A 12,821-nucleotide genomic window follows, 5' to 3' on the forward strand; every position below is an offset into this window, starting at 1 on the left:
CGCCCGGTTTCAGGTTTTCAGCACCCGGTAGATCGCCGGGATCACCAGCACGGTCAGGATCGTGGAACTGGCCAGACCGAACAGCAGCGACAGAGCGAGGCCCTGAAAGATCGGGTCACTCAGGATGATGATCGCGCCGAACATGGCGGCCAGCGCCGTCAGCAAGATCGGCTTGAACCGGATCGCGCCCGCCTCGATCAAGATGTCGATCTGGCTTTTGCCGGTGGTGTCGGCGTGGCGGATGAAATCGACCAGCAGGATCGAGTTGCGCACGATGATGCCCGCCAGCGCGATGAAGCCGATCATGGATGTGGCGCTGAAGGGTGCCGCCCAGAGCCAATGGCCCAGCATGATGCCCAGAAAGGTCAGCGGCACCGGCGTCAGCACGACGAGCGGCAGGCGGAACGACCCGAATTGCGCGACGACCAGCACATAGATGCCCAAAAGCGCCACACCGAAGGCTGCGCCCATGTCGCGGAAGGTGACCCATGTCACCTCCCACTCGCCGTCCCACAAGATGGTGGGGGTGCTCTCGTCCGTTGGCTGGCCGTTCAGGCGTACTTCGGGGCGGGGGGTGTCGCCCCAATCGGCGGCCTCCAGCGCTTCGCCGACCGCGATGATGCCGTAAAGCGGCGCCTCGAACCGGCCTGCCAGTTCGGCCATCACCATCTCGGCGGGCCGTCCGTTGCGTCGGTAGATCATCGGGCTGGCGGTTTCCTCGACCACCCGCACCACATCGCCCAGTTCCACGACGCCGCGCGCGCCGGGCAAGAGGTTGGCGGGAACCGGCGTGGACAGGAACGCCTCATCCAGCACGCGCTGGCCGCGATCCGGGCCGATCACGATGGCCAGCGGGTCACGGCCAAGGCCGCGATGGGAATAGCCCACCACGGTGCTGCCGTTCAGCGTGGCGATCGTGTTCAGCACATCGCCCTCGGCCACGCCGTGAAACTCAAGATCATCGGGCGAGATCAGCAGCCGAAGACGCGGCGCGGGCGTGGCGAAGGTGTCGTCGATGTCGACGATGAAATCGACGCTTTCGAAGGCCCTGCGCACTTCCTGCGCAACGGCGCGGCGGGTCTCAGTGTCGGGGCCATAGACCTCGGCCAGCAGGGTCGCCATGACCGGGGGGCCGGGGGGCGGTTCCACCGTTCGGATGCGCGTGCCCTCGGGCAGGGTCAGCGCGGTCAGACGGTCGCGCAGGTCCAGTGCGATTTCGTGGCTGGTGCGCTCACGCTCGCCCAGATTGATCTGCACATCGCCCATATGCGGCGACTGGCGCAGGAAGTAGTGGCGTACCAGCCCGTTGAAATTGAACGGCGCGGCGGTTCCGGCATAGGTTTCGACCGACCGGACTTCGGGAAGGGACAGCGCCACCTCGGCCACGGCCCGCGCCACGGCATCGGTCGCGGCAAGCGACGCACCTTCGGGCAGATCGAAGACGACCGCCAGCTCGTCCTTGTTGTCATAGGGCAGCAGCTTGACGGTGACGTGTTGCGTGTAAAGCGCGGCGAGTGACCCGAAGGACAGCACCGTGACCACGATCAGGAACAGGCCCGAGCGGGCTTTCGTCTTGAGGATCGGCCGCGCGACGGCGGTGTAGATGCGCCCCAGAAATCCGCCATGCGCGCCGTGATCACCATGGATCGGCGCGTTTCCCGAGATTTTCAGCATCAGCCAGGGCGTGACCATGACGGCGATGAAAAAGGACAGGATCATCGCGGCCGAGGCCACGGCAGGGATCGGGCTCATGTAGGGGCCCATCAGGCCCGACACGAACAGCATCGGCAACAGGGCTGCCACCACGGTAAGCGTGGCGACGATGGTGGGGTTGCCCACTTCGGCCACGCCGTCGATGGCGGCCTGAAGCTTGCTGCGCCCGTCCTTCATCGCCCAGTGCCGCGCGATGTTCTCGATCACCACGATGGCGTCGTCCACAAGGATCCCGATGGAAAAGATCAGCGCGAACAGCGACACCCGGTTCAGCGTGTAGCCCATGGCCCATGCCGCAAACAGCGTCAGCAAGATCGTGACCGGGATCACGATGGCGACCACGATCGCCTCGCGCCAACCGATGGTGACCAGCGTCAGCGCCACGATGGACAGCGTGGCAAGGAACAGCTTGACCAGCAGCTTGTCGGCCTTGTGCTGCGCCGTGTCGCCGTAATCACGGGTGATGTCGACGGTCACGCTGTCGGGGATCAGGCTGCCCTGCAGCGCCGCGACGCGGGTCAGGATCTCTTCGGCCACGGTCACGGCATTGGCGCCACCGCGCTTGGCGATCGCGAGCGTCACCGCCGGGCGGCGGTCAAGACTGCCATCCGCGGCGCGCGTCACCTGCGTGACGACGTGATCGGCCATATCCTCGACGAAGGTGATGTCGGCGACATCGGCGACATAGACGGGGCGCTCATCGCGGGTGGTCAGCAGCAGGCCACCGATTTCGGCTGGCGAGACAAGGCTTTGCCCTGCCAGCAACGCCACCTCCTGCCCGCCCTCGAACAACGTGCCGGCGTTCATCATCGTATTGGCGCCCGCGACCTTTTGGGCCAGTTGCTGGAGCGTGACACCATGCAGCGCAAGCCGTTCGGGGTCGGGGGTGACACGGATCGCCTCGGACGCCTCGCCGACGATATAGGTCAGGCCCACATCCTCGATCCGCTGGATCTGGCCCCGCAACTCGCGCGCGATATCGGAAAGCGCGTTTGCGCCAACTTCGGAACCGTCAGTGGCAGTCAGCGTCAGGGTGACGATGGCCACATCGTCGATCCCGCGCCCGATGATCAGCGGTTCGGGAATGCCTATGGGTATGCGGTCCATGTTGGCGCGGATGCGTTCATGCACCCGCAAGATGGCGGCATCCGAAGAGGTTCCGACATCAAAGCGCGCGGTCAGCATGGTCTGGTAGTCGCGCGTCTGGGAATAGACATGTTCCACGTCGGCGATGGCGCGCAAGATGCCCTCAAGCGGCTCGGTGACAAGGTTGACCACGTCATCGGCCACCAGCCCCGGCGCTGCCACGAGAATGTTGACCATGGGAACCGAGATCTGCGGTTCCTCCTCGCGCGGGACGGACAGCAGCGCAATGACGCCCATCGCCAAAGCCGCCAGCATCAGAAGCGGCGTCAAGGGCGAGCGGATGAACCCCTTGGTCAGGTTGCCCGCAAGGCCAAGGCTGACGGGTTGCCCCGGTGTCGGCGCGCTCATGGCACGATGACCATGGCACCGGCAGACACACCGGCAAGGATCTCGACCATGAAGTGACCGTCAATATCATGACGCTCGCCGATCCGAACGACGACCTCACGCGGGTCGGTGTCCCCCACACGGATGTAGTCGAGGCCGAAGCGCTGTGTCAGCGCCGCCTCCGGCACAAGGATCGCGTCGCGGGTGCCAATCGGCAGGCGCACCAGCACACGGGCGTTGACGAAACGGGCGTCCAGCCCTTCGACCTCCACGTCAGCCAGAACGCGGCCGTTCTCGATCTGCGGATAGATGCGGGCAAGCCGACCGGTCGCGGCGCCCGCGCCGGTGTCGATCTCGATCGGATCGCCTTCGGTCAGCAATGGCGCGTGGCGTTCGGGCACGGCAAGCCGCAAGAAGATACCGCCGCCGCCGATGGTCGCCACCGGCTCTCCGGGCATCAGCACGGCACCGGCGGCAACGGGAACGGTCAGCACGCGGCCCGCGATGGGGGCCAGCACCTCGCCTTCGGCGAGCTGCTGGGTGATCACGCGCCCTTCGGACTGGAGGGCGACGATCTGGTTTTGCAACACCTCGACCTGTGTGCGCAGCGCGTCGATCCGCTGGACCGTGGTCACGCCGCGCGCCAGCAATTCCTCGCCCCGGGTCAGTTCGGATTGCGCGTTGTCCAGTTGCGACTGCAGCGCCTCAAGCTGGGCGGCATTGGCGGCAAGCCGGAATTCAAGCGACAGATCGACAACGCGGCCCAAGACCTGACCGGCCTCGACCTCTTGCCCCTCGATGATGTCGAGCATCTCAAGCGTGCCGCCAAGGCGCGCGCGGGCGGGCACTTCGCGGCGGGGCTGGACCACCCCATAGACCGATTTCCAGTCGGTGACCTGTTGCATGACGACCGGATGGGGCGTGTCGGCCATGGCCGAGCACAGAGACAGGCCAAGGGCCAGTGCCCCCAAAAGACCGCGAACGGGCCACCGCCTTATTTCTGCGGATGTCATGGGCGTCAGGCTCCTTAGAGTGCGTCGGCTTGTGATTTAAGACTGTTGACTTTGTAAATCAATGGATATCGGCCGACGGATGGCGTTATGCCGGCCTTTCGGCAACAGCTTTCGCGAAAACGATTTCTTGTCTCTCAAAGATATGCGGCGGGGGACTTGCTGCACGGGTCCGCGTCGGGACGGTTCGATCCGACCGTCCCGCGGGGTCTTGGGCATGTTGCGCATCGTCGCAGTCCCCCAAGACAGCGGTCATTGCAAAGGCGCTTTCGACCTGTCGGCAGGGCAATGGTCAGGCGGGTCGGGCACATGGTGAAGGCGCCTTATGCAGGGCTGATCGATGCCCCCGACAGTTTGTGGCTGCACCTGTGGTCGGCAGACGCGCCTTACAGCTGCCCAACCTGACGCAAGTGGCACTGGTGGATAATTTCGGGCCGATCTGTGTGATGCTCAATCAGACCGGGCATGGACGTCGCCTTGGCGCCATCGGCGGCCAGCCGTAGACTGCGCGGCCGTGCCTTGTCAGCCCTTGCGACGCGGAGGCGCACCGCCACCCTTGCGCGGCGGCTTGCCGGAGCCACCCGGGCTGCGCGGCTTGCCGCCGGGTCCACCGGGTTTTCCCGGACCGGACGGGCGCGGTTTCGCACCCGGGCGTTCCATCCGCTTGGAAGTGTCGGAGGCCCCGGCACGCGGGCCGGCCTCGGGGGGTTTGGGCGTGTGGTCATGCTTGGGCTTGACCCATTCCTTCTTTCCCTCGGGACCGCGCGGCTTGCGCGGGCCGTCCTTGGGCCCGCCGCGGGCGTCATCGCGCGGGCCGGCCTTGGCGTAGGGCTTGCCACCGGTACGGGCCGGTGCCGCGCCCGCTTCTCGCGGCTTGTAGGGTTTGGACGGTTTGTAGTCGGGCTTGCGCGCGGGGGCGGGCGCGTCCTCTGAACGGGGGGGCGCGACGGGGCGGGGGACCACGACATCGGGGCGGGGCGGACGCGGAGCCTCGTCGCGGGGTTTCGGCGTATAGGGCTTGGCCGCATCGGGCTTGCGCGGGCGCGCTACGGCGTCATCGGGCCGGGGCGGGCGCGGGGCGCGATCGGGGCGATCGGGGCGCGGCGGCCGATCCAAGCGCGGCGGCCGCTCGGCATAAGGCGTGCGCGGCTGGGGGGCAATGTCGGGCGTGCCGTCCATCTGACGCGCGGTCACGTCATCCTCCAACACACCACCCGGGCCGATCTGCGCCAAAAACCCCGGCACGGCGGCTTCGGCCAGTTCGACCAGCGTTGTGTCGGCCTGAACCCGGATCTTGCCGATTTGCGCCTTGTCGAGGTTCCCGGCCCGGCACAAGAGCGGCAAAAGCCAGCGCGCCTCGGCCCGCTTGCCTTGGCCAACCGACAATTCGAACCAGACCGAGGGGCCAAAGGTCGCACGCTCGGCCCGGGGGGCGGATGTGCCCGGCGCGTTCAGTTCCTCGGGCGCCGACAGGCCGGCACGGTATAGCCGCAGGCAAGCGGTGGCGATCTGTTCGGGTGTATGCGTGGCCATGAGCTTGGCGGAAAACTCCGCCTCGCCCTCGTTCGCCGGTTTCGTCCAGATCTCATCGGACAACAGCCGCGCCTCGTCGAGCGCGAGCACCTCGTCAGCGGTGGGGGCAAAGACCCACTCCGCCTCGATCTTGGACCATTTCAGCAGGCGCTGCGCCTTGCCGGTCATCTTGTCGGGCACGATCATCGCCGAAATGCCCTTGCGCCCCGCGCGGCCCGTCCGGCCCGAGCGGTGCAGCAGGGCCTCGGTGTTGGTGGGCAGATCGGCGTGGATCACCAGATCGAGCTTGGGCAGGTCGATGCCGCGCGCGGCCACATCGGTCGCCACGCAGACCCGCGCGCGCCCGTCGCGCATGGCTTGCAGGGCATGGGTGCGTTCATCCTGGCTCAATTCGCCCGACAGGGTCACGACCGGCAGGCTGCGGTTGGCCAGACGTGCCGCCAGCCGTGCGACCGTCGCGCGGGTATTGGCAAAGACTATGGCGGTCGGCGCATCGTGATAGCGCAGCAGATTGATGATCGCATGTTCCACATCGGCGGCGGAGACCTGCACCACCTGGTATGCAATATCGGCATGCTGCGCGCCGCGCGTCACGGTCGTCACGCGCACGGCGTCTCGCTGGAATTGCTTGGCCAGTTCCGCGATGGCGGGCGGCACCGTGGCCGAGAACATCAGCGTGCGGCGATCGGCGGGCGCCTCGCCCAGCATGAATTCCAGATCCTCGCGGAACCCGAGGTCAAGCATCTCGTCGGCCTCGTCCAGAACGATGGCGCGGATGTCGGTCAGGTCGAGCGCGCGGCGCGTGATGTGGTCGCGCAACCGGCCCGGCGTGCCGACGACGATATGCGCGCCCCGGTCCAGCGCGCGGCGTTCCTCGCGCGCGTCCATGCCGCCGATGCACGACACCACCCGCGCGCCCGCCTTGGCGTAAAGCCATTCCAGTTCGCGCTGCACCTGCAGCGCCAGTTCGCGAGTCGGTGCGATCACCAGCGCCAAGGGCGCGGCGGGCGGGCTCATGCGCTCGGCCCCGCCCAACAGCGTCTGCGCGATGGCGAGACCAAAGCCCACGGTCTTGCCCGACCCGGTCTGTGCGGAGACCAGCAGATCGGCCTCGGCCAGCTCTGGCGCGGTGACAGCCTGCTGCACATCGGTCAGCGCGTCATAGCCACGTTCGGCAAGGGCTTCGGCAAGGGTCGGGATCATGGCGGCGGTATCCGTGCGGTCAGGCGCCGGCGGGGCGCATCAAAGTCTGCGCTGCTAGGGTATCGCACGGCCGGAGTCCAGCAGATGCGGCGCAATGCGCACAGACTAGAGCGTCGCGGCCAGTCGCATCCCCTGATCGATGGCGCGCTTGGCGTCAAGTTCCGCCGCCACATCCGCGCCGCCGATCACATGGGGTGTGAGGCCTGCCGCGATCAGCTCATCGGCCAGACCGCGTTCCATCACCTGCCCGGCGCAGAGCACCACGGTATCGACCGGCAGCACCGTGGGCGTGTCGCCCATGGTGATATGCAGCCCCTCCGCGTCGATCCGGTCGTAGCTGACGCCCGCGACCATCCGCACCCCCTTCATCGTCAGGCTGGCACGGTGGATCCAGCCGGTCGTCTTGCCCAGCCGCTTGCCCGGCTTTTCGGCCTTGCGCTGCAACAACACGACCTCGCGCGCGGAGGCCTCGGGGCGCGGACCCTCGGGGGCAAGGCCGCCGCGATGCAACTCCGGATCGGCAACGCCCCATTCGCGGCGCCACAACTCCGGCACTTCGGTCGGGCTCTCGCCCTGATGAACCAGAAACTCGGCAACATCGAACCCGATGCCGCCCGCGCCCACGATGGCCACACGGCGGCCAACCGGCGCGCGGCCCGCCAGAACATCGACATAGGACAGCACATTCGGCCCGTCTTGACCGGGGATGGCGGGATCGCGCGGACGCACACCAGTGGCCACGATCACCTCGTCAAAGCCGCGCAAGTCATCGACCGTGGGCGATGCGCCCAGCCGCAGGTCGACGCCGCGCCGGTCGAGCATGGTGGCGAACCAGTCGACAAGACCCACGAATTCCTCCTTGCCGGGGATCGTCTTGGCCATGTTGAGCTGCCCGCCGACCTGATCCGCCTTGTCCCAGAGCGTTACCGCATGGCCACGCTCGGCCGCCACCAGCGCCGCCGCCATGCCCGCCGCCCCCGCGCCGACGACCGCGATGCGGCGCGGCGCAGGTGCGGGATCGTAGCGCAATTCGGTCTCGTGACAGGCGCGCGGGTTCACGAGGCAGGACGTCAGCTTGCCCGAAAAGGTGTGGTCAAGACAGGCCTGATTGCAGGCGATGCAGGGCGCGATCTCGGTCGCGCGACCCTCCATGGCCTTTTGCACGAATTGCGAATCAGCCAGAAAGGGGCGCGCCATCGACACCATGTCAGCGCAGCCGGTTGCCAGCACATCCTCGGCCACATCGGGCATGTTGATCCGGTTCGAGGTGATGACCGGGATGCCCACCTTGCCCATCAGCTTTTGCGTCACCCACGCAAAACCCTTGCGGGGCACGGAGGTAGCGATGGTCGGGATGCGCGCCTCGTGCCAGCCGATGCCGGTGTTCAGGATCGTGGCGCCCGCGCCCTCGACGGCTTTGGCAAGCTGCACCACCTCGTCGAAGGTCGACCCGTCGGGGACAAGGTCGATCATACTGAGGCGGTAGATGATGATGAAGTCGAGGCCCACGGCCACACGCGCGCGGCGCACTACTTCGACGGGCAGACGCATCCGGTTCTCGTAACTGCCGCCCCAGTGATCGGTGCGCTTGTTGGTATGGGTCACGAGGAACTGGTTGAGGAAATACCCCTCGCTCGCCATGATCTCGACTCCGTCATATCCGGCTTCGCGGGCGCGGACGGCGGCAGTGACGATATCGGCGATCTGTTTCTCGATCCCGTCCTCATCCAGTTCCTTGGGCGGAAAGGGCGAGATCGGGGATTTGATGGCCGAAGGGGCCACGCAATCGGGGCTGTAGGCGTAGCGGCCGGCGTGCAGGATCTGCATGGCGATCTTGCCGCCCTCGGCATGGACGGCATCGGTGACGATGCGATGGTTGGCGATATCTTGATCGGTGAACAAGCCCGCCGCACCGGGAAAGACGCCCCCCTCGCGGTTCGGCGCCATGCCGCCCGTCACGATCAGCGCCACCTGCCCCCGCGCGCGTTCGGCGTAGAAGGCGGCGACCCGCGGCCAATCCTTGGTTTCCTCGAGCCCGGTGTGCATGGAGCCCATGAGCACGCGGTTTTTCAGCGTGGTGAACCCAAGGTCCAGCGGCGCCAGAAGATGCGGATAGGTTGCGTGGGTCATACCGGCCCTCCCCTGCCTAGATGACGTGCAGGTAACCTTGCCCGCGCGCAGCTGTCACGCGCTACGCGGCGTCACCGGCGGATCAGCGCGACCCGGTTGCCGCAGCCTGACGGCGAAAGGCGTGCTTGAGCAACTCCAACTCGTCGCGCAAAAGCGCGACCTCGGCGCGGATGTCCTCGTCCAGCGGGTCCCCCGCCATCAGGGTGATCCGGTCAAGCGCCGACCCCGACAGCGTCGAGCGAAGCGTGATGACCTGCACCCCCTCGCCGATCACCGAGGGCGGAAGGTCCAACGCGATCCGAAAGCGCGACGGCGCGGCATCCTCTGGCGTGATTTTCGCCACGGCGATCACCTGACCCTGATGCAGGGCCTCGATACCGACGTCGGGCGGGCCTGAATACAGGCCCTCGTAGCGGCCTCCGTGCAACCGCACCCGGGTCAATGCTTCATCTTGCATGGCGTGTTCCTCGCTCAGATATCCGCCCGCGGCGCGCGCAGGACGACCATGTCCCAGATTGCGAGCCGGTTCATTTCCGGCCCCTCGAAGATCAGGTCGAGCCATGCCTTTTCAAGGCGCTTTTCGTTGATCTTGCTATAGGCGAGGTCGAACTCAGCCCGGCCAATCCCATCGCGGAACTCGAACTGGCGGACGATCTGTTCAAGGTTGGGGCCATGCTGCACGTTCAGCCTTGCATAAACCTCGACCGGCTGTTCGCGCGCGATGCGCAGATGGACGGCGATGAAATGGTTGAGCGTAAGCCCCCGCAATGCCGCCTCGGGCAGATCTTGCACCAGCGACAGGAAGGACCCGTCGAAGCGGTAGACCTCGAACACCAGACCAAAGGCCGGACCGCGGATGCTATCGGGCACCGGGTCCTGCCTCAGGCTCAGCTCTGCCTCGGTGGCGTCGTGAAACAAGGTCAGACCGCCGCCGATATCATGGGGCGAACCGGGTCGCACATGACCCCGCGGCTTGATCTTCTGCCGCCACGGCGTGGCACGCTCGGCCCAGTCGCACTGGTCTGGCCGGTCGATGCCGTCCTCGCCCTGCGCCCGGATCAGCAACTCGGTCTCGGCGGTGGCGGCCAGCGCATCGATCCGGTCGCGCGCGGCCCGCATCTGCCCGTGCATCGCCTTGAGGTCGCGCGCGGCCAGCGTTCCGGGCGACTGCATCGCGCGGGTCCAGCGCCTGAGCGTCTGCGTCAAGCCGAACCTATCCAGAAAACTGGCGCGCTCGTTACCCATGTTCAATCCCATTCACGACCCAACACCCTGCCTAACCCAAGATGCGCCGAAACAGCCCCACATTAAAGAGCCTGCGACCACCGGGAGCCGCCGCCGCTGGCGCAGGTTGGTCGGGGGCCACAGAAACGGCGGCCGGCGGCTCTGGCCCGGCATTGGCCGCCTGAACCGCGCTGATGAACTCGCGCAGGGTCACAAGACTGTCGTCCCGGCTGAGAGCACGATCCTCGAGCGCAAGGACGGACAGCGTCGCGATGCGGTTGCCGACATCGAGATAGGCGCGCCAGTAATCCCCTTGCACGCCGTCAATGGCAGCAGCGCTGCTGTCTGAGGCATGAAGCAAGAATACATCCCCCTCCACGGCGGTATCCAGAACGGTTACCGTCGAGGCATCGCCCGTGCGGCTGATCAGGCGAAGCCCATCTTCGGACCGGAAGAATGTGTCGAGGTCGGCCATGCTGTCCGCCAGCCGGCCACCGTCGGACGGCTCGGAAACGGCAGCGGTCAGAACCGCCGGGACAGCCGGTTGCGCTGCACCGCCGGAATTGGCGATGGCGGCACAATTGCCCAAAAGGACAAAGCCTGTGTCATCAGAATTCCGGGTGGCCGTCGGATCGACGCAATAGCCCTCGGGCCCTGTCACCACGATCAGGTCAGAGGTGACCGCTATTTCCGCAGGCGCCGGTGCCACCGCGCCCAACACGCCACCGCAGCCGGCCAAGGCAAGGCAGAAGAAAAGACAGGCCGCGACACGCGCGGCCTGTCGCTTGATGTCAAAGATCGGCGTAGACATGCTTTTCCTTGGCGCCGCCGGGATGGGTCACCGCCCCGTCGACCGCAGGCCCGACCAGCTGCGCGTATTTCCACAAGGCGCCGGTGGCGTAGATCGTCTCGCGCGGGCCTTTCCACGCCTTTCGGCGGGTTTCCAGTTCGGCATCGGTCAGGGCCACGGACAACTCGCCGGTGATCGCGTCGATGGTGATCATGTCGCCGTCCTGCAGCAGGCCGATGGGACCACCCACCGCCGCCTCGGGGCCGACATGGCCGACGCAGAAGCCACGGGTCGCGCCCGAGAACCGGCCATCGGTGATCAGCGCCACCTTCTTGCCCATGCCCTGACCCGACAGCGCCGATGTGGTCGACAGCATTTCGCGCATGCCGGGGCCACCCTTGGGGCCTTCGTTGCGGATGACGATGACTTCGCCCTCGGCATAGGCGCGGTCCTTGACCGCCTCGAAGGCGTCTTCCTCGCATTCGAAGACACGCGCGGGGCCGGTAAAGACCTGCTGCTCGGGCGTCATGCCCGCGACCTTCACGATGGCACCCTCGGGGGCGAGGTTGCCCTTGAGGCCCACAACACCGCCGGTTTCGGTCAGCGGCGTTGCGGCGGGATGGATCACGCGGCCGTCGGCCTCGCGCTCGATCAGGTCAAGCTCCTCGCCCATGGTGCGGCCCGTGACGGTCATGCAGTCCTCGTGGATCAGGCCGATCTTGCGCAATTCCTTCATCACGACGGGCACGCCGCCCGCCTCGTACAGGTCCTTGGCGACATATTGGCCGCCCGGTTTCATGTCGACGAAATAGGGCGTTTCCTTGAAGATCTCGCACACGTCGAACAGGTTGAAATCGATCCCTGCCTCGTGCGCGATGGCGGGAAGGTGCAGGCCCGCATTGGTCGACCCGCCGGTGCAGGCCACGACGCGGGCGGCGTTTTCCAGCGCCTTGCGGGTAACGATGTCGCGCGGACGAATGCCCAGTTCCAACAGCTTCATCACCGCCTGTCCGGAGGCGACGCCATATTGGTCGCGGGACTCATAGGGCGCGGGCGCGCCGGAGGAATTGGGCAGCGCAAGGCCGATGGCTTCCGACACGCAGGCCATGGTGTTGGCGGTGAACTGCCCGCCACAGGCGCCCGCGCTGGGGCAGGCGACGCGTTCCAGCACCGCCAGCGCCTCGTCGGACAGGTTGCCCGCCTGATGCTGGCCCACCGCCTCGAACACGTCCTGCACCGTCACGTCGCGCCCGTCCAACCGCCCCGGCAGGATCGATCCGCCATAGATGAAGACCGACGGCACATTGAGCCGCACCATCGCCATCATCATGCCCGGCAGCGACTTGTCGCAGCCCGCCAGCCCCACCAGCGCGTCATAGCAATGCCCGCGCATGGTCAGTTCCACCGTGTCTGTGATCGCATCGCGCGAGGCGAGGGATGAGCGCATCCCCTCGTGGCCCATGGCGATGCCGTCGGTGACCGTGATGGTGGTGAACTCGCGCGGCGTGCCACGGGCTTGCTTGACACCGATCTTGACCGATTGCGCCTGGCGGTTCAGCGCGATGTTGCAGGGCGCGGCCTCGTTCCAGCAGGTGGCGACGCCGACGAAGGGCTGGTGGATTTCCTCGTCCGTCAGGCCCATGGCGTAAAAATACGACCGGTGCGGCGCGCGCGAGGCGCCCTCGGTCACATGGCGGCTCGGCAGGTTCGATTTGTCTAGCTTGCCCGTTGACATGGCGGGGCCC

General features: G+C 66.7%; 8 protein-coding genes. All 8 read right to left on the minus strand.

Annotation, left to right across the window (positions count from 1 at the left end; all coding sequences use genetic code 11):
* Positions 1 to 9 precede the first annotated feature (9 nt).
* Complete coding sequence (locus C7455_RS05845) at positions 10 to 3,207, minus strand: efflux RND transporter permease subunit (protein WP_109666463.1); 3,198 nt, start codon at positions 3,205 to 3,207, stop codon at positions 10 to 12.
* Positions 3,204 to 4,199 (minus strand): efflux RND transporter periplasmic adaptor subunit, encoded by a 996-nt coding sequence (locus C7455_RS05850; protein ID WP_245904241.1) that lies wholly within the window; start codon positions 4,197 to 4,199, stop codon positions 3,204 to 3,206. The genes C7455_RS05845 and C7455_RS05850 overlap by 4 nt, the downstream gene beginning before the upstream one ends.
* 519 nt (positions 4,200 to 4,718) lie before the next feature.
* Positions 4,719 to 6,932, minus strand: coding sequence for a DEAD/DEAH box helicase (locus C7455_RS05855; RefSeq protein ID WP_109666468.1), 2,214 nt, complete (start codon positions 6,930 to 6,932; stop codon positions 4,719 to 4,721).
* 105 nt (positions 6,933 to 7,037) lie between these two features.
* Positions 7,038 to 9,062 (minus strand): NADPH-dependent 2,4-dienoyl-CoA reductase, encoded by a 2,025-nt coding sequence (locus C7455_RS05860; RefSeq protein WP_109666471.1) that lies wholly within the window; start codon positions 9,060 to 9,062, stop codon positions 7,038 to 7,040.
* 82 nt (positions 9,063 to 9,144) lie between these two features.
* Entirely contained in the window at positions 9,145 to 9,519 is a 375-nt protein-coding gene (locus C7455_RS05865) for a hypothetical protein (RefSeq protein ID WP_109666473.1), read from the minus strand.
* 14 nt (positions 9,520 to 9,533) lie between these two features.
* The gene (locus C7455_RS05870) at positions 9,534 to 10,307 is read right to left on the minus strand and encodes a DUF6478 family protein (protein ID WP_146199941.1); all 774 of its coding nucleotides are present in this window, start codon (positions 10,305 to 10,307) and stop codon (positions 9,534 to 9,536) included.
* 31 nt (positions 10,308 to 10,338) lie between these two features.
* Positions 10,339 to 11,097, minus strand: coding sequence for a hypothetical protein (locus C7455_RS05875; protein WP_109666478.1), 759 nt, complete (start codon positions 11,095 to 11,097; stop codon positions 10,339 to 10,341).
* A complete protein-coding gene (gene ilvD, locus C7455_RS05880; protein ID WP_109666480.1) occupies positions 11,078 to 12,811 on the minus strand; it encodes a dihydroxy-acid dehydratase in 1,734 nt (577 codons plus the stop codon). Before ilvD ends, C7455_RS05875 begins: the two co-directional genes overlap by 20 nt.
* Positions 12,812 to 12,821 lie beyond the last annotated feature (10 nt).

Source organism: Roseicyclus mahoneyensis (assembly GCF_003148775.1).
Classification (GTDB): Bacteria; Pseudomonadota; Alphaproteobacteria; order Rhodobacterales; family Rhodobacteraceae; genus Roseicyclus; species Roseicyclus mahoneyensis.

Excerpts from the sequence above, each read along its gene's own strand:
- C7455_RS05855 (WP_109666468.1), bottom strand. The coding sequence starts at position 6,932 with ATGATCCCGACCCTTGCCGAAGCCCTTGCCGAACGTGGCTATGACGCG.
- ilvD (WP_109666480.1), bottom strand. The coding sequence starts at position 12,811 with ATGTCAACGGGCAAGCTAGACAAATCGAACCTGCCGAGCCGCCATGTG.
- C7455_RS05845 (WP_109666463.1), bottom strand. The coding sequence starts at position 3,207 with ATGAGCGCGCCGACACCGGGGCAACCCGTCAGCCTTGGCCTTGCGGGC.
- C7455_RS05875 (WP_109666478.1), bottom strand. The coding sequence starts at position 11,097 with ATGTCTACGCCGATCTTTGACATCAAGCGACAGGCCGCGCGTGTCGCG.
- C7455_RS05860 (WP_109666471.1), bottom strand. The coding sequence starts at position 9,062 with ATGACCCACGCAACCTATCCGCATCTTCTGGCGCCGCTGGACCTTGGG.
- C7455_RS05850 (WP_245904241.1), bottom strand. The coding sequence starts at position 4,199 with ATGACATCCGCAGAAATAAGGCGGTGGCCCGTTCGCGGTCTTTTGGGG.
- C7455_RS05865 (WP_109666473.1), bottom strand. The coding sequence starts at position 9,519 with ATGCAAGATGAAGCATTGACCCGGGTGCGGTTGCACGGAGGCCGCTAC.
- C7455_RS05870 (WP_146199941.1), bottom strand. The coding sequence starts at position 10,307 with ATGGGTAACGAGCGCGCCAGTTTTCTGGATAGGTTCGGCTTGACGCAG.